The sequence below is a fragment of the Streptomyces regalis genome, from assembly GCF_001509475.1.
Lineage (GTDB): Bacteria > Actinomycetota > Actinomycetes > Streptomycetales > Streptomycetaceae > Streptomyces > Streptomyces regalis.
In genome coordinates this window covers 1-17,076 of the sequence record NZ_LLZG01000384.1, presented here as the reverse complement: position 1 = coordinate 17,076, position 17,076 = coordinate 1, and the positions used below count along the sequence as shown (strand labels likewise).

Below are 17,076 nucleotides of genomic sequence, written 5' to 3'. Positions count from 1 at the left end.
GAGAAGACAGCGCATGTACATGCAGGTTGTGAGACTACTGCCAGACGATGCGGCAGAGTGGGTGGGCTTCGCGTTCCTTCTGTTCGTGTTCACCCTGTTCGTGACCGTGGTGATAGCCCTGTTCCGTGCGGACAGGAAGGACGTCGTGGACGTCATCGAGGCGGCGGCGAACTGGCTGCCGTGGAGGCCAAGGAAGCGAAATCGTCGATAACGGGTGAGGTTCCGACGCCCCGTCGCCCAAGGCTGGCGCGGGGCGCGGGCCCACCGCGGGCCGGACTCAGGCCCGGCGCAGTGCGACGACGTTGCCGGGCAGTGATGACGGAGCAGTTTTGGCGTGCTGCTGGACGACTGCCGGTGCCTCGCGTTGACCGGAGATGATCTCCTCCATCAGATCCGAGGCCCAGCCGCCGGTGAGGGCGGTGAACAGGTCGGGTGTAGGCCGTTGCTCCAAGCTCCGTTCGGCCATGACGGCGAGGGGTCGGGGCCGTTCGGGTTCCAGGTCGGCCCACCCGGGCTCCTGGACTCGCCAGGTGACACCTGTGTTGGGATCGCGGCGCGCGGAGAGCTGCTTGAAGAGTCCCGTGGCACGGTGCTCCTCGATGATTCCGAGCTGCTTGCCGTGCGTGATGATCGCCGCGAGCGACATCTTCCAATCCAACGCAGCACTGTGACCCAGCCGGAGTCCTTGTGCACGTTGAGGCCGCGCGCGTCGATCTCGGGGCGGAAGTGGTTGAAGGTCAGGTGGTAGGTGCCGCGGCCCGACAGGGCGTGTCCGGTTGCCCGGTCCCACAGCTGTGGGGGCAGGTCCAAGTGGGTGAGGACACCGGTGAGGATACCGGGCCTGCCTCGGTCGAATGGTCCGGCGCGTGCGATGGCCCGCCGCTGGCCCGCCCTCGATGACCTGGCGCGACGCGTCGACCGCCGCAACTAGTTCACTAGGAGCCTCCGAGCATCGAGGGCGACTTGACGGGCCGCCGAGAGTGAGGCAGTACGACTGTGCCGCTCTGATCCCCCCGCCGCGGTGCATGGCTGCAGCGCGTTCCATATGCCCCGGTTCTGGCGAGACGCTGTGTCTCATTGTCAGTGCTGTGTACCACCATGCCCACTGTGAACGACTATGCCCTCACCCGCCTCGGGCCACAGCGGTTCGAGGAGTTGTCCCAAGCGTTGGCACTGCGCCTGCTCGGGCCGTCCGTGCAGATCTTCGGCGATGGCCCCGATGGCGGCCGCGAAGCCTCCTTCGAAGCCTTGAGCAACTTCCCTACGCGCGATGCTCCCTGGACCGGCTACGGCGTGCTCCAGGCGAAGTTCCGCAAGCGCCCGGAGGACGCTGCCAGCAACGCAAAGTGGCTGGTTGGCCACATGATTGCCGAGTTGGAGGAATGGGCGAATCCGGAGTCGAACCGTGTCCGCAACGGACGTGTGCCCAACTACCTGCTCGTCACCACCAACGTCGTGCTGTCGTCAGTCCCTGGGATGGGGGGCATCGATCGCGTCCAGGCTGCGCTCTGGGAGCGCGCACGCGCTCTCGGTCTGCCGCTCGAGGGGGTGGAGGTCTGGCACTACGACAAGATCTGCCGGCTGCTGGACGACAGCAAGGAAATCCGCCACGCCAACGCCGACGCGGTCTTGCCTGGCGACGTACTGGCGCGGCTGGATGAGTTCGTCAAGCAATTGGCAGACACCTCTCTCGGTGCCGACTCCAGCGCAACCCCCGGCTTGCCTCGGGAAGTGCGCTCCCTGTTCGGACGTGAGACTGAAGTCGCCCAGGCCCTCAGGGTGCTGGAAGGTTTGGAGCAGGGTGCCCGGCGAGCGGTGGTGGTGACGGGGGCTCCGGGGATCGGCAAGAGCGCTGTTGCTCTACGGTTGTCGACACTGGCTGCCAAGGCGTACCCGGACGGGCAATTTCACCTCAACCTCTCCCTCTCGGTCGACGACGGACAGCCGGCCGATCTGGTGCCGGCGCTGTTGCGGGCTCTCGTTTCCCGCAAGGCCCCCCTTCCTGAAGAGCGTGCACAGCAGTTGGCGCTGCTCCGCACGTCGCTGGCTCACAGCAGAGTGCTTCTCTTCATCGACGACGTCACCTCGGAGGAAGCTCTCCTTGACGTTCTGCGGATGGACGGGCCCTTCGCGTTGGTATGTACGAGTCGGGCCAAGCTGAGCGGCCTCACCGGTCTCGTCAGCCCTGTCGAGCTCCAGCCGCTGTCTGCCGAGCACGGTGAAGAGCTGGTACGCGCCATCGCAGGCCTCGATCGGCTTACCGACGCGCAGGTGTCGGCGCTGGCCGAAGCGTGCGCCGGGCATCCGCTTGCTCTGCAGATTGCAGCCGCTCATTTGGCGAGCCGTCCCAGGGCGAATGTGAGTCGTTTCCTTGAAGCCGTGGCCAGTCCTGACCGTGGGGTGCGGATCCTCAAAGCCGGTCAGGACGCGATCCTGCCCGTGCTGGAGACCAGCTTCGCGGCCCTGAGCCTGGCCCAGGCAGACCTCTTCACCACCCTGGGGATTCTGCCGCACATGTCGGTCACAACGGATGTCGTTGCTGCCTCGACAGTCAGCTCGCTGGAGGAATTCGACGAGAACCACGTCGACGACGTCGCGGACCTGCTCGACTCACTCTTCGAACTGTGCTTCATCGAGCAGATTGATGAAGACCGGTATGTGCTTCACGACATCCTGCACCGGTTCGCCCGACACACGTCAGCTGCCGTCTCCGGAACGCGCCGTGAAGCCGTCATCCGTCAGACGTGCGTCATGCTCGCCGTCCGGACAAGGTCCTCGGCGGAAGCGATCGGCTTCATGGACGAGGAAGCGACTGTGCCCGCGCAGAGCAATGCGGTCGCCCTACGCACTCTTGACGCTGACCGTCCGGGCGCCGTGGCGATGACGGCACTGGCCCGGCAGCACGAAGTGTGGGAACCCTTGATCCATTTGGCTTCAGAGCTCACGGGTTTTCTGGCACACGGCAGCCACTGGACTGATCTCGAGCGGGTGTCTCTGTGTGTGCTCGAGGCAGGCACCCGTTGCGGAGAGCCCGAATGGACATCGTCGGCTCAGCACAACCTCGCCGCGGTTGCCGCTCACCTCGGTGACAGCCAGCGCGCTGCCGAACTCTTGCACAGCAGCGCCCGGGCGGCGCACGAGACGGGCAACCTCCACCAGATGTTCCAGGCGGAGCTCAGCCTGAGCACGCTGCTGATCACCCTCGGGCGGAGCCGAGAGGCCATCCCACTGCTGCGTCGTGGTCTGCCCTTCTGGCGAATCACCGACGACCGTGCCGTGTTGGCTCATGTCCTGAGCAATCTCGGCCTGGCTCACGCAGCGATCGGCCAGTTCCGCCGGGCTGAGGAATACCTCCTGAACAGCAGGAACATGTCCTTGCCGGGGAGCCCTGCGGACCTGGCCAGCCGCGGAGCGATCTCCGCGCTGCTGCGCCGCACAGGCCGGTCGGCTGAGGCGGCCCGTGAGGCCTGCCAGGACATCGAACGTGCGCGTGACGTGGGAAGCCGGGAGTGGGAAGCCAGGGCGCTGATGGAACTGGCCATGACGCCAGTCGAGCAGCGCCCTGAATCGGCCCCGCCGCAGCCGCTGCAGGCCGCTCTCGCCATTTACCGGGACACAGGGGATGTCCAGGGCCAGGTGAGAGTTCTCTTCCAGCTCGGCGATCAGGCTGCGGGCCAGGCAGACATGGACCAGGCTGCCGCTCTTCTCGCGGAGTGCGCCAACTTGGCGTACGAGATCGGCGACTACGACCACGCAGCACGCTCCCTGGCCTACCTCGCCACCTACCACGGGGCGCTTGGGCAGCTCGCTGCAGCAGAGAAGTACTTCGCAGAGGCGATCGACATGGCCCAATCGATTGACCACCCAGGTGTCCTCGCTGAGGCACTGCAGAAGAAGGCTAAGTACCTCTGGCAACTGGGGCAGATCAACGAAGCCGTAGACCTATTCACTGAAGCTGCGGGTTGTCTCGAGGCCACGGACGACAAGCATTCACTCGATCAGATCAGAGCGGCTCTCGGGGAAGCCCTTATTGTCGCAGGAAGATGGCAAGAGGGCGCCGCGATCCTCCGATCCATCGTCTCGGCGACAAACGCGACCACCGGACCAACCACCAAAGCCAAAGCACTGCGCGCCCTGGCCACGGTCTATTCGCGCCGAGATCTGCACCAGGAGGCTATGTCCTCCATCACCGAGGCACTCGATCTGTACGAGCGGGCCGGCCATGCCGCGGGCATCCTTGATTGCCGTCTTGCTCTGGGCAACACGCATGCACGGCACGGCGATTGGCCAGCAGCAGTCGACCAGTACGACAAGGCAGCCGACGTAGCCGCTGAGCGGAGCGATCACTATCTCCTGATCGTCGCTCGCACTCACGCCGAGATGTGCCGGCTCAGCAACGGACAAACCGAGGCTGTTGCTTCGCTGACCCAGCTCATCTCCCCGGCCCAGCAGTTGGGCATGAAATCGGTCGAAGTTGTTCTGCGCGTCACGCTGGGTGCCCATTACGCAGAAGCCGGCGACCTCGAGCGGGCCGTCGCGGAGTTTCACGCTTCCTTGTCGCTCAGCGATCAACTCGGCGACAGACCAAGTCTCGCCACCTGCCACTTCAATTTGGCCCAGGCGTACCACGCACTCGGGAGTGCCGACCTCTCCCGCGCACATGCACGCGAAGCGTTCTGCCTCCATCACGACCTCGACAACTGGCCAGACGCGGCGAAGGCACTCCTTCACCTCCTGGCCTTGCACTATGAGACATCGCCAGACGGCGACGTGCCCCCGTTCAGCGATCTGACTGGCTACGGCAAGCGCCTCGATGACCGCGTCATGGCAGCCATCGAGGCTCTCAAGCACCGCCTGGATCAGGAAGCTGCGTCCGGAACCTCCCACCCTGCCAGCAGCACCCGTACCGAGACCAGGACGAGAAAGATCAACATGTCGCAGACCGTCCGTGACGAACTTGCCGGAGCGGACATCGGGGAGATCCTGATCCGGCTCGAGAACTCACGGCAGACGTGCACGGCATGCAACCTGCTGATCGATGAGACCGGAGAGGCCGAACTCCTCGCCCTGCGTCATGCGCGGGCGGGCCAGGTTGTCCTGACCCTGGCACACCCGCACTGCATGCCATCATCCGTGATCCAGTCGGACGGCCCAGCACCGCAACAGGCCTCCGAGAGCTACGAGGTTGAGTGCATCCTCTTCGGTGGGGACAGCCCAGGCATCATCGCCGACTGCTACGGAGGCTACGGCCCCGCCAGCCAGGACAGCGGAAGCACAGATCTCATCCTTCGGCGTTACCAGGAAGCCGGCTTCACCAACCTTCTGAGCGCGCTCTCCGTCGAGGACGGGCAGACCCTGGCCTTGCGCCATTTTCCCACCATCGACAACGGGTGCGTCAAAGCACGTCTGGAAGACCACAGACTGTCCATCGTCGGGCCGCACGGGCTGCTCCTGCCTCCAGGGCCGCTCAACTTCCTGCCGCACTGGTACCAAAAAGCACTTGAGGGATCATTGACCGTAGTCATCGGCAGGAACCTTCAAGGCATGTCCTCAGATGACCCGTCGTATCTGTCTCGCGCCATCGCCCTGGGCCACACCGTCGGCGCCACCGTGCCGCTCACTGTCGTCCGGCCGAGCAGGAACAGCCCGTGCCCCTGCATGATGCGAATGGGACGCAAGTTCAAGAACTGCTGCGGCAGACACCAGAAGTGACTGAGCCACGCCGCGCAGCCCCCTCGCCGACGCTCAGAAGCCACCAGTGGCCAGATGCACACCGTATGAAGCATCTGCGGCGTTACCCGCAACGTTGGCCGTGCCCTTGCCGGAAAACTCATCCGTGCAGGTCATGCGGCGTGTTCGTATGCGTGGAGGATTCCGCCGAGGCGGTCGCGTCGTCGTATGTCGAGGCGGGTGATCTGCTCTGGATCAGTGATCGGCCCGGGCAAGGGGTGCAGTGGCCGGGTGTTCGCGATGCCCTGATGCGGCCTGTGAGCGTTGTAGAACCGCTCGAACTCTCGCAGGGCGTGGAGGAGGTGGCGCTGGTTCCAGATCAGTGTGCGGTCCAGCAGTTCACGTCGGCAGGTCTGCACCCACCGTTCCATGATCGAGTTCATGCGCGGCATGCGGATCCCGCTGAGCACGACCTCGATGCCCGCTTTCTCCAGGACACTGTCGAACAACTCGGGGAACTTCCCGTCCCGGTCCCGAATCATGAAGCGAGCCCGGCAGCCGGCGTCTTCCAGGTCCATGACGAGATTCCTCGCGGCCTGGACCACCAAGGCCGCGGACGGGTGCGCGGTAGCGCCCAGGACCCGGATCCGGCGGCTGGCGTGCTCGATCACCGCGAACACGTACAGTCGCGCCCCGGTCAGAGTGACCGTCTCGAAGAAGTCGCAGGCCAGCAGGGCTTCGGCCTGGGAACGCAGGAAGCCGGCCCATGTGCTGGAACTCCGTTCGGGCGTGGGATGGATCCCGGCCTCCTGCAGGATCTGCCATACCGTGGAAGCGGCCACCTCGATCCCCAGCATGAGCAGTTCGCCGTGCACTCTCCGGTAGCCCCAACCGGGATTCTCCCGGGGCAGGCGCAGCACCAGGACGCGGACGGAGCGGACGGTGCGGGGCCGGCCCGGGCCCCTGGGCCGGGAACAGGCCGCGTGCCGACGCCCGACCAGGTCGCGGTGCCAGCGCAGTACCGTGTCCGGGCGCACCAGCAGCCGCACCTGACGCAGCACGCCACGCGGGAGACGGCGCAGCAATGCTGCCAGGAACGCGCGATCGCCCGGGGCGAACCGCACTCTCCGGCCGTCGAGTTGGCGCTCCAGTACCCCGATCTGATGGCGTAGAGCGAGGATCTCGGCGTCCTTGCCATGGTTGCTCATCGGCAGTAGGCGCAGCAGGGCGAACACGTTCGTCACACCCAGATAGGCCAGTCGCAGCAGCACGGTCGGTCATGTTCCCGCAGTTCCCGGCACGCCACCACACTGCCTCCCACCAGGGTGGATGAGGTTCTCGGCAGGGGCAACCCTGCCCCCGCCCCCCCCAGACAGACCCTCACTTGCATGGATGAGGTTTCCGGCAAGCACAGGGTCCACCCCCGCACCACCCAAGGACTTACCGGACTACCGCAAGGCGAAACGCCTGGTCACCAGGTCCCTCAAACCGAACCACACCCCCGGGCCCGGGCCTCGGCGAGTCCCTCATGCGTGCCCTGGGCGATAAGTTCCCGGATGAACTCGGCGAGCGCTGCGAACACATGGAAACTGCCGAGGGCGCTGGCGATGATGTACGGCGGCAACATCAGGAGCCCAGTGACGACCGTGTGGACGTGTCGGCCGAGCTTGCCGAAGAACCCCCGCACCGCGAAGGCCACCAAGATGTCCCGCAGAACCTCACCGGCGGTGGACGCTGACGGCATAGCCGCCGCCATCGTAAGAGTCGGCGTCCCAGGTGGCGAAGCGGTCGACGAAGGTGAGGCCGGCTGCGGCGCAGTAGTCGTCGTATTCTGACAGGGTGATGCTGGGTGGCACGGGCAGGTGGGCTTCGTCCAGGCCGAAGCCGGCGACGATCAGACCTCCCGGACGCAGGGCCGCGGCCAGGCGCTCGACCGCCGTGGCCTCGGTGCCAGCGGCGAGCAACGGGAAAACGTTGCCTGCGGCGATCACGAGATCGAAGTACGGTGAAATGCCGAGCAAGTCCGGGTCGAACCCGGTCAAGTCGACCTGGAACCAGGGCAGTTCCGGCGCCTGTTTCTGCGCCACTGCCAGCATCGACGCATCAAGATCCACTCCGACGCAGTCGTAGCCGAGCTCCGCAAGCCGGATCATGACCCGTCCGGTACCGCACCCGGCGTCCAGCACCCGCGCTCCGGCAGGCACGAGTGCTGCGCAGAACCGCGCCTCACCGTGCACATCCTTCCCGCTACCGGCCAGGGCCGCGAACCGTTCAGCGTAGTCCTGTCCGGACGTCCCCCCGGTCAACTCCTCCCAACGGCTCATGAGGGCAACTATAGGTCGACCATGTGCCGCATCGAAGATGCGACTGAGCTCACGGCGCTGTCCTCGCCGCCTGCTGGCACACCTGGACGACGACATACGGAGACGTGAACGCCTGGGCGGGCATCCTCGACAAGGATGAACCGGGTTACCTGGGTCCTGGACCGAGCCTCCGTTCGGCGAGACGGTGCACCCCGGCGAGGACGGCCCCGACCGACACCGAAGGTCAGGCGTGTGCCATCGAAGTAGTTGTCGAGGCTGCTGCCTGGATGCGCGTACACCTTCGAGCTGGCTTGCTGAACCTGCAGCTGGTTGAGCTGGGCGGCGAGGGACTGCGGGTGCCGATAATTCATCCGCGCAGATCAGCAGCCTGGGAGCGGCCTGTACAGGTGCGTGGCGGAGGCAGAGACTGAACGCGCTCAACGATTCGTCACTGATAGTTGAACGCGTTCAATTTCGTCATCCGGTGAACGCTCAAGTTGGCAGCTCACAGGCTTCCTACCTGCACGGATGGGTTATCGGCACCCGCAGGTGCCGAGAGTGTTGCCATGCTTCCACGATTCCGTCGCGAGCAGTCCCCGATGTGCTTTTCTTCCTGAGTGCCTCCGACGTGGTGTTCCGCTCACTTTGTGTGAATATGTGTAATGATCATCTGGAGTAGGGGACCTGTACCCGAGTGGTGGTCAGGACCACGGTCGGCCGGTGCAGGTTTGCTCTCCCCGTGTGCCTCCCCCAACGCGCGCATGCGCAACATGCCCGCGCACCCACGCCGGCGGCGGCATCAGTCAATTGGCGAGTTCGCCATGGCGCAACCTTCGCCCGGCGTCCACGGCGGATGATCGTGCGCCCGCCACACGGCCGCGCGATCCCGTCAGGCAGTGCCCGGCGCGACGGGGCAGCAGGCGGCGGGATCTCGGTGAGCTCATCGAACGTCGCCAGGAAGCGGGCGAACTCGCGGACCACCGTCAGCCTGGCCGTCCACCAGGCCGGATCGGCGCTGTCCGGCAGAACAGCCCTGCCCTTGCCGAGAACTCCGTCCGTGCAGTTCAGGCCGCATGTCGGTACTCGTGGAGGGTGCCGCCGAGGTGGTCACGTCGGCGTATGTCGAGGTGGTGAGCTGCTCCGAATCGGTGATCGGTGGGGGCAAGGCGTGCAGTGGTCGGGCGCCTGCGATGCCCTGGTGGGGCCGGTGGGAGTTGTAGTGCTGCTCGAACTCGCGCAGGGCGTGGAGCAGATGGTGCTGGTTCCAGATCAGGGTGCGGTCCAGCAGCTCGTGCCGGCAGGTCTGTACCCGGCGTACAGCCCGACTCGTCTGCTTTTACGGTCCTGACCTGGTGTTTTCCCGGGGTCAGGACCGTTTGGCGTCGTGGTGGGTGTGCCCGGCTGACCTGGGGTGTTCCCGGCAGTTCCCGCGAGTTTGTGCAATGGATGTGCAATGGGGGATCGGCTGGCGGGGGCGTTGTGCCTCGTGGGGCAGGGTGCCGGGTGACCGGTGCTGCGCAGGTTCGAGCCCCCGGCGGGGGACCCAGAACATGGGAACGAGGGAAGCCGCCGGTCGGGGGCGGACAGCTGGTGATCCAGACGGTCGTTCAGCTGAAGCGGTAGGCCGATGGCGCTTGGCCGCAGGTTCGAGTCCTGGGCGGGAGCAGCAAAACATGGGAAGCCGGATCGGCGCCGGTCGGGGGCGGATCATTGGTGGTGACGACGACTGTCTCGCTCTGAGTGTGGGGCCGCCGGGGGAGTGGTGCCTCTGCGCAGGTTCGAATCCCCGGCGGGGGCACCAGACAGATGGGAACGGTCGCCGACCATGGTCTCCGGGGTCGCGGATCACCGTGGAGTCCATGCTGTATCTCTGAAGTGGCTCGGCCGCTGGCCGCAGGCTCAAGTCGGGTGCAGCTCTTCTGTAGGCAGCTTTGACCTGGTTGCCGACCGGGGTTGGTTGCTCGATCGTCGTGGTGTCACGCGGAGACCCAGTCAAGACGGTTCCCGGCACCCGGACCCCGGCCGCGGCCGGGGTCCGGGTGCCCGAGCAACGGGCGTGGGGCGCTTACATCAGCCAGCTCGGCAGGGGCGTACCGACCAGGGCGGGGAAAGCGGTCGCAGACGCCTTCCTCGTCCATCTCGACTGCCCGGCGTGGCCCCGGACACCGTCGACCTCAACCTGGAGTGCAACGTCCCGACCGTACGGGCGGAGCGCCCCGGCCCGGACGCCAAGGACACCGACCTGCTCGTCGCCGAGCGGCCGCACGGCGTCTTCAGCCGTCAGCTCTTCCTGGGTGACTCGCTCGACCTGGAGAAGATCAGTGCCCACTACGACGCGGGCGTGCTCACGCTCCGTATCCCGGTGACGGAGGAGGCCAAGCCGCACCGTATCGAGATCGGCCCGACAGACGGCGAGGGCAAGCAGATCACGGGTTGACGGGCCGTGGAAAGGCGGCAGAGAGGAAGAAGGAGGTCACTCGTGGTGGGGGCGGCCTTCACCTGGTCTGCGCGGACGGAGCCGGGGAAGCACACGCCACCATCCACGTCCGGTGTCAGCGCCCGGTGGCGGTGCGGGCGCTGGTCAGGGCGGCGAGCGGGTCGGGGTGGGCGGGGGCGCAGGGCCACCAGTCGGTGCGGCCCGCGAGGGTTTCGCGGGCGTAGGGGTGCCAGCGGCCGTCGGGGCCGTAGCGGAGCTGGATGCCCCCATGAAAAGCCGTACGCAGCGGGCCTTTCGCGCCCCCGACGGGCCGACGGCGACATAGACGAGGCAGAGGATCACGAGGGCCACGGCCGCGACGGCTGCCATCGCGACGTACTTGGTGACGAAGGTATTCAGCCAGCCCTCCACCCCGTCCGTAGCGAAGCCGTAGCGATAAGCTAACGCCACGACCGGGGCGAAGGTGAAGACGGAGCGCGCGACAGCGAACATGGAGAAGGACAGGCGAAGGAACAGCAGGCAAACACTGCCTGCGACGAGTGCCCATGTGCCAGCCATCTGCACCAGCCACACCACCACGGCCCACGAGAAGTCGAGCACGGACTACCTCCCTCCAGGCGTGTGAGTGGCCTTGCGCCCTCGGACGCCCCCGCGTTGTCTGCCGCACCATGCGCCTCTCGTAGGGCGATGACGCAGGCGTCACATCAGCGGTTTCCGCCTCACTCTGCCTCCCACACGATCAGGTGAATGTACGGCGGTTCTGCGAGGTCGAAGACGTGGTGCCGGATGGATGGGCCTGTCAGCAGGTGGTTCGACCGAACCACCTGCACTCGCGTTCGGAGCTGGTCAGCGTGTCCGCGAAATGGTTCGGTCGAACCGTTTCCCACGCTCCCGCTCGGGCGACGTGCCGCACCGTGGGGGTACGCGCGGGCAAGCAGCAGCGGGAGGCGCCGAGTGGGAGCTACGGCGCGTACCCGGCCGCCGCGATTGTGGCGGCCGACTTGCAACCTCGGTTCGGTCGAACCAAGGTCCGGCCTCACGCCCGACTTCGGCTCGGACGAACGGAAGTAGCGGCGCCTGCCAGTCGTGACCGACATGCCTGACGACCCCTCGGATATCTGTGAGACACGTCCCTGAACAGGCACTTGCCTCACATGCCTTCTCTGAACTGCCAGTTACCCTTCCAGATCGCCAGCTTCAGTTACCGACCATGGCTGTAGCTTCACCAACGCCTTGTGGCGGTTCCCGCCGCACCGCGGCCAGGACGAGAACGGGATCGGGTACCCAAACGAGCTGCACGTCTTGGGGTGGGCTGTGTCTATGGTGGCCTGCCCGTGTTGACAACAAGGGGGATCAGTGCTGGGTGCCATGCGAGGGGTTGCGCTGGCCGTGGGGGCTTCGGTAATGGCCGTGATGGCGTCGCTGGCTGTCAACGCCGCGACCGGAGGAGCCCGCTGGCCGGGAGTCCTCGATCTACTCCGGCGTCATCCCTGGGAGTCGGTGGCGGCACTCGGCATTGCCGGGACTCTCGCCACCGCAGTCGCGGCCTGGCGCCAGGAGAGACCGGCAGCGGGCATCGGGGATCCGCCGCTGCCTCCAGCACCCGAGGTTCCTGAGTGGGTGGTCGACCGGGCGGAGGCGGTATCGGCGATCCGCGCCGTATGCCAACGCACGCGCCGCGGTGCCCGGACGGTGGCCATCACCACGGCCCTGGAGGGCGCCGGCGGGTTCGGGAAGACGGTTCTGGCCTCTGTGGCGTGTGCTTCGCCTCGCGTCCGGCGGCACTTCCGGGGGCGGGTGTTCATCGTCACCATCGGCCGTGACGTGCGCGGCCGGGCCGCGGTAGCCGCCAAAGTCGCCGAAGTCACTCGGTTCATCACGGGTGATACCACTGCCTTCGACGATCCGGAGTTGGCAGGCGCGCACCTGGGACGACTCCTGAACCAGCGCCCGCGCACCCTCCTCGTGCTGGACGACGTATGGGAGACCGAGCAGCTTGCCCCCTTCCTCCAGGGCGGGCGTCGCTGCGTGCGCTTGGTCACCACCCGTAAGCCCGCGCTCCTTCCGCCTGCCACCGACCGCGTGCGGGTCGATGAGATGACCTCCCCACAGGCGCGTGCGGTGCTGACGTGGCGGCTACCCCCACTGCCGCCCCAGACCGTGGCTGATCTGCTGGAGGCCACCGGCCGGTGGGCGTTGCTCCTGCGCCTGACCAACCGGTTGATGGCTGGCCAGATCGCCACGGGAGCCGAGCCGGCCGCCGTGGCCCGAGAGGTTCTGCGGATGCTGCGTGTCAGCGGGCCCGCCGCGGTGGACGCGCCGCCCTCAGGCGAACCGCTGGACCTCAACAGCCCAGCCCGCCGGGCACTCGCTGTCCAGGCCACCGTGGAAGCCGCCACCACCCTGCTACCCCCCGGCGGCGCGCAACGCCTGGCCGAACTTTCGGTGTTCGCAGAAGACGAATCTGTACCCGTGACATTGGTCGCCGGCCTGTGGCGCGCGACCTCCGGCTTGACCGAGCAGCAGTGCCGGGCCCTGTGCGCGGAACTCAGCGGCCTGTCGCTGATCTCCCTGGAGCCGGATGCCGGCGGCCGGATCTTCCTTCACGACGTATTGCGCGACTATCTGGCCGAGAAACTCGGCGAGGCCCATGTGGTGCGCCTGCACGAGAAGATCGTGGACGTGGCGGCGGAGCAAGCGCCCCATCCCTGGCGGCTCAGCGACGGCTACCTCCTGGACCACATGGTCGCGCACCTCGCGGCAGCAGGCCGACCCACCGATGCCGAGTCCCTGGCGAGCGACCTGCGCTGGGTGGAAGCGCGCCTGCGCCAGCGCGGCCCTACCGCACCGGTCAGTGACCTTGCCCGGGCCGGTACAGCGATGGCGGAGGAACGTGCCCGGTATCTGTCCGGAATTGCCCATCTGCTGTCCCCGATCGACGACGATGCGCGCCTTCTGGTACACGTGCTTCATGCCCGCCTGGAAGCATTGCCAGCCTGGCAACCCCAGGTCCGCCTCCGACGGGAACAGGACCAGGACCTGCGTCCATACCTGTCCCACTGCGGGCCACCGCCCGACCTGCCCGACCCCGCTCTGCTGCGTACCTTGACGGGCGCCGTTGCCCCGGTGACCGCTGTGGCCGTAGCACCGGATGGCAGATGGCTTGCCGTCGGCGGCACCGACGGCAAGGTCCACCGTTGGGATCCGCTCCGCGGTAGCCGCACCGCGACGTACGACTGCCATGACGGACCGGTGCGGGCGCTGGCCGTCTCACCTCACGGCGACTGGTTCGCCACCGTCGCCGATGACGGCAGGGCGTGCCTGTGGGACGCCGCGGACGGGCGCCCTCAGTCGAAGTGGCAGGCACACGCGCAGCCCGTGACCGCGCTCGCGCTCTCCGCAGACGGGACCGGGCTGGTCACCGGAAGCCAGGACGGCACCGTCAAGATGTGGGAGGTGGGAAAGACCTCACCGGTAGCCGTGCTACGTGAACACGAGAAGCCGGTGGAGGCAGTGGCCATGGCGCCGGACGGAACACTGGTTGTATGCGGCAGCGAAGTTCCCTGCCAGGTCGTGCGGCGAGGAGCCCGTGTGGATCACTGCACCCTGGGGGCTACGTCGCTGGCCTTCGCTCCCGACGGCACGTGGCTCGCCTACGGCACAGCCGGCGGGAGTGTGCGCATCGAAGACCTGGTGCCGGGACGCCGTCACAGATCACTAGCTCGTAGCGCCACAGCACACGCAGCGCGATATCCGGGGACTGCCTCCCCGGGCCCGGTACGTGCACTGGCCGTCTCGCCCGACGGAAAATACCTGGCAGTCGCTGGCGAGGACGGCAAAGAAGTGATCGTGGAGGTGTTCGAGCCACGCCTGAAGAACACGATCATGTACGAACCGCCGGACTCCGCCGTGTACACGCTGTTCGGGCACACCGGCGAGGTACAGGCTCTGGCGTACACGCCAGACGGCCGGTACCTGATCTCCGGTGCCGCAGACGCCACCGTCCGGCTGTGGGAACCTACGCGAGGGATCCGTATCGACCAACGCCCAGATCGCAGAGAGGACCCAGCAGTGCTGTCGGTGGCGTTCTCACCTGATGGGACAAGCATCGCGACAGCTGGACCCCGAGGTATGACCACTGCGCGCTCCGACACTGGGCGGGGAAGGTTCCCCAGAGGCGGCCCCACGCGGGCGGTCGCGTACTCGCCCGACGGCCGGTGGATCGCCACCATGAACAATCGCGGATACATCACACTCCTCAACGCGCGCCACAGCAACGACTATGAGGACTACGGGGACACCCTGGACTTCGACGGTGTGGATACACGACGCCTGGAGGCACACTCCACTCTTGCCTTCTCCCCGGACGGCACCCTGCTCGCCGTCGGCTGTGACACCATCGTGCGCCTATGGGACCCCCGCAACACCCGCACCAGACAAACTCCCGTTGAACTGCCCGGCCACCAAGGCCCCGTACGAACCGTCGCCTTCTCGCCCGACGGAAGCCAATTGGCTGCAGCCGGGGACTTCGGTGAGGTATGGCTATGGGACCTGGCTACGCGTTCGTGTACGGCGCGGCTGTCGGCCGACTCGACGGCAGTGCACGCGCTTGGGTACGGCGACAACAGCACCGGCACGCTGGCAACGGGCGGTGACGACGGCACGATCCGGCTATGGGACACCACCGGCACGGCCGAGCTGTCCGGGCACACAGCTCCGGTCACAGGGCTCTGCTTCGCGCCGGGCGGCCACCTCCTCGCATCGACGTCGGTCGATGGCACGGCACGGGTATGGGACGTACCCAACGGCCGTACGGTGGCTATCGTGCGCAACGAAGGTGCGATGACCTCATGTGCGTGGGCCCCGGACGGAACCAGACTGGCGGTAGGTGGGCAACGGGGCCTGTATCTCTACGACTTCCACCGGTAGCAGGTAACGGAAAGGCGCCCTGACCTGCGCAAACTCCATCGTTAGTTCGGTCAACACGCCTGACGCTCATTTCTCACCCGAGACAACGTCACGCGCTGCGCCAGCCCGGCCCTCCTGGATGAGGTCAGAAGAACGTCATCAACTCGACGCGCTTGTCCTCCGGGTTGAACCGCAGTCCGATCGTGAAGGTTTGGTACCGGCCGTCCTCCACCTCGACGTCGACCAGCGCCGTGTAGAGCAGGTTCCCGTACTCATCGAGGCGCAGGTTGTACAGGTACCCCTGCGCCACCAGCTTGCTGACCGCAGCCTCCAATGCGGGCTGATCCAGGTGGAGCAGGCCGGCCTGTTCCATGGAGTCCCGGTGCTTGCCGTCCTGGAGGTACCCGTACCGGCCCGGAGTCATCCAGATGTCGGGTGACTCCAGGTGCGCGGCGTCAGGGCTGAGCGTGTTGAGCGCCGAGCGGTTGTCCTCGCGGTTCTGGCCGGTGAGGTGACTGTTGATGCGGTAACCGAGGAACGGCAGGAACAGCATGTTGATCACCGCCGTGGGCGTGAAGCCGAGTGCTTCGAACGGCAGCCCCGCGCCGTTTGGCTCGTTGTCGACGTCCGCGCCTTCCAGGATCATGTCGCCCACGCGAAGGCCGGAGTTCATGAGGGACAGACCGAGGTGCGTCTTCAGGATGCTGCGGCCGGTGCAGTCGGCGTACCCGAAGTAGGCGGGGTGCTCAGCAGCAGTCGCGGTAAGCGTGTCGGCCTGCTCCTTGGACAGGTTCGTGACGTACACGCAGTACACCAGCTGTGAGTGGGTGACTCTGTACGGCCGGTGGTAGACGACGCTCTTCTCCATGGCCGCCTGCACCTTGTCGGCGGGGGCGTGGAGGAGGTCGCCGCGCAGGATCGAGTTGACTGGGACGCCCTTCCTCGGCCTGGGGAGACCCGATATCCACGCCTCCGCCACGTCTCTGGCGTACCAGCCGTTGGAGCGCAGGGAGGCCACTGCGGAGTCGAAGAGGAGAGCGATCTCCCTGCGGCGGTGATCCGGCTTGAGCGCGTTGGCAAGGCTGCTGTAGGCGATGTCCAGCTCATAGAGGGCGCGGCTGAGATGGAGGTGGTCGGCGCGCATCATCCGGTGGAACGCCACGTCGGTGAGGTTGAACCTGTCCCGCACCGCAGCGAGGAGGAGGTTGTTGTGGGTCTTGACCGAGTGGATCTTGAAGGGTCCGGCCAGTAGCTCATCCCACGTCGTCGGGCCGTCGGCGGCCATGCTTGCCTCCTCATATCAGGGTCGCCGCACCATGGGCGAACCACGAGGCTATGCGGCCCAGTACGCGCGCAGCCCCTGATTTCGGCAGTCCTCGTGTGCAGCTCGCCACGCCCCGGCCGGATCCCGCCAGTCGTAGCGGGCGATGGTCTTGGTCGCGGTTCCGGAAGTGCCGACGCCGTACTTCTTCATGACCGCCGTCCTGACTCAACAAGCGCGGCCAAAGCGGTAGTTCGGAGAAGGACTGTTGTGCGCTGTGTGCAACCGGTCGTTAGAGCACTGCCCACACATCGACATTAGCCCGAAGGCCGAGTACATGGCCCACCCGCCAGCCGCACATCTTCGGCTCACGTACCCGAAGAAACCGAAGGAGTCGACATGAACCGCTCCGGGATCGGTGGAGGCTCTATGCGTTGACTCCAGCCGCCGGTTGGGGCTGGTGTTGAGCGTAGTAGTTGGTCTCGTGCTCGTGGGGC

The 17,076-nt window shown here is 66.5% G+C and carries 11 protein-coding genes and 1 pseudogene; 4 read left to right on the top strand and 8 right to left on the bottom strand.

The window, feature by feature from the left end:
• Positions 1 to 13 precede the first annotated feature (13 nt).
• Positions 14 to 211, top strand: coding sequence for a hypothetical protein (locus ADL12_RS38820; protein WP_062711955.1), 198 nt, complete (start codon positions 14 to 16; stop codon positions 209 to 211).
• Positions 212 to 277: 66 nt separating this feature from the next.
• Here ADL12_RS38820 and ADL12_RS54500 read toward each other — a convergent pair whose 3' ends face one another.
• Positions 278 to 658, bottom strand: coding sequence for a hypothetical protein (locus tag ADL12_RS54500; RefSeq protein WP_159053418.1), 381 nt, complete (start codon positions 656 to 658; stop codon positions 278 to 280).
• 449 nt (positions 659 to 1,107) lie between these two features.
• Here ADL12_RS54500 and ADL12_RS38810 point away from each other — a divergent pair, with 449 nt between their 5' ends.
• Complete coding sequence (locus ADL12_RS38810; protein WP_159053417.1) at positions 1,108 to 5,712, top strand: tetratricopeptide repeat protein; 4,605 nt, start codon at positions 1,108 to 1,110, stop codon at positions 5,710 to 5,712.
• A 131-nt stretch (positions 5,713 to 5,843) separates the two neighbouring features.
• Here the strand turns inward: ADL12_RS38810 and ADL12_RS38805 are convergent, their stop codons facing one another.
• From ADL12_RS38805 to ADL12_RS58685, 4 genes and pseudogenes are all read right to left on the bottom strand, one after another.
• Positions 5,844 to 6,941, bottom strand: coding sequence for an integrase core domain-containing protein (locus tag ADL12_RS38805; protein ID WP_062711947.1), 1,098 nt, complete (start codon positions 6,939 to 6,941; stop codon positions 5,844 to 5,846).
• Positions 6,942 to 7,153: 212 nt separating this feature from the next.
• Complete coding sequence (locus tag ADL12_RS58690) at positions 7,154 to 7,414, bottom strand: recombinase family protein (protein WP_062711944.1); 261 nt, start codon at positions 7,412 to 7,414, stop codon at positions 7,154 to 7,156.
• A complete protein-coding gene (locus tag ADL12_RS38795) occupies positions 7,389 to 7,994 on the bottom strand; it encodes a class I SAM-dependent methyltransferase (protein ID WP_062711941.1) in 606 nt (201 codons plus the stop codon). Before ADL12_RS38795 ends, ADL12_RS58690 begins: the two co-directional genes overlap by 26 nt.
• 1,043 nt (positions 7,995 to 9,037) lie before the next feature.
• Positions 9,038 to 9,288: pseudogene (locus ADL12_RS58685) on the bottom strand (integrase core domain-containing protein); the annotation flags it as partial.
• An 837-nt stretch (positions 9,289 to 10,125) separates the two neighbouring features.
• Between ADL12_RS58685 and ADL12_RS57250 the strand changes: the two are divergent.
• Positions 10,126 to 10,410 carry an Hsp20/alpha crystallin family protein gene (locus ADL12_RS57250; protein ID WP_244188205.1) on the top strand — a complete coding sequence of 95 codons (285 nt, stop codon included), beginning with the start codon at positions 10,126 to 10,128 and terminating at the stop codon, positions 10,408 to 10,410.
• Between the two features lie 144 nt (positions 10,411 to 10,554).
• Here ADL12_RS57250 and ADL12_RS38785 read toward each other — a convergent pair whose 3' ends face one another.
• Entirely contained in the window at positions 10,555 to 11,010 is a 456-nt protein-coding gene (locus ADL12_RS38785) for a hypothetical protein (RefSeq protein ID WP_062711938.1), read from the bottom strand.
• 813 nt (positions 11,011 to 11,823) lie between these two features.
• On the opposite strand from ADL12_RS38785, the gene ADL12_RS38780 reads away from it, so the two are divergent.
• Positions 11,824 to 15,339: an NB-ARC domain-containing protein gene (locus ADL12_RS38780; protein WP_159053416.1), complete on the top strand. Its 3,516-nt coding sequence runs from the start codon at positions 11,824 to 11,826 to the stop codon at positions 15,337 to 15,339.
• 124 nt (positions 15,340 to 15,463) lie between these two features.
• On the opposite strand, the gene ADL12_RS38775 is transcribed toward ADL12_RS38780, so the two are convergent.
• Both ADL12_RS38775 and ADL12_RS54495 read right to left on the bottom strand, forming a co-directional pair.
• The gene (locus ADL12_RS38775; protein WP_062711932.1) at positions 15,464 to 16,603 is read right to left on the bottom strand and encodes a hypothetical protein; all 1,140 of its coding nucleotides are present in this window, start codon (positions 16,601 to 16,603) and stop codon (positions 15,464 to 15,466) included.
• A 48-nt stretch (positions 16,604 to 16,651) separates the two neighbouring features.
• Positions 16,652 to 16,792 (bottom strand): hypothetical protein, encoded by a 141-nt coding sequence (locus ADL12_RS54495; RefSeq protein WP_159053415.1) that lies wholly within the window; start codon positions 16,790 to 16,792, stop codon positions 16,652 to 16,654.
• Positions 16,793 to 17,076: the final 284 nt, after the last annotated feature.

What these genes read in the sequence shown, in the direction of transcription:
- ADL12_RS54495 (WP_159053415.1), bottom strand. Translation starts at nt 16,792, where the DNA reads ATGAAGAAGTACGGCGTCGGCACTTCCGGAACCGCGACCAAGACCATC.
- ADL12_RS38780 (WP_159053416.1), top strand. Translation starts at nt 11,824, where the DNA reads ATGGCGTCGCTGGCTGTCAACGCCGCGACCGGAGGAGCCCGCTGGCCG.
- ADL12_RS38795 (WP_062711941.1), bottom strand. Translation starts at nt 7,994, where the DNA reads ATGAGCCGTTGGGAGGAGTTGACCGGGGGGACGTCCGGACAGGACTAC.
- ADL12_RS38820 (WP_062711955.1), top strand. Translation starts at nt 14, where the DNA reads ATGTACATGCAGGTTGTGAGACTACTGCCAGACGATGCGGCAGAGTGG.
- ADL12_RS38775 (WP_062711932.1), bottom strand. Translation starts at nt 16,603, where the DNA reads ATGGCCGCCGACGGCCCGACGACGTGGGATGAGCTACTGGCCGGACCC.
- ADL12_RS58690 (WP_062711944.1), bottom strand. Translation starts at nt 7,414, where the DNA reads ATGCCGTCAGCGTCCACCGCCGGTGAGGTTCTGCGGGACATCTTGGTG.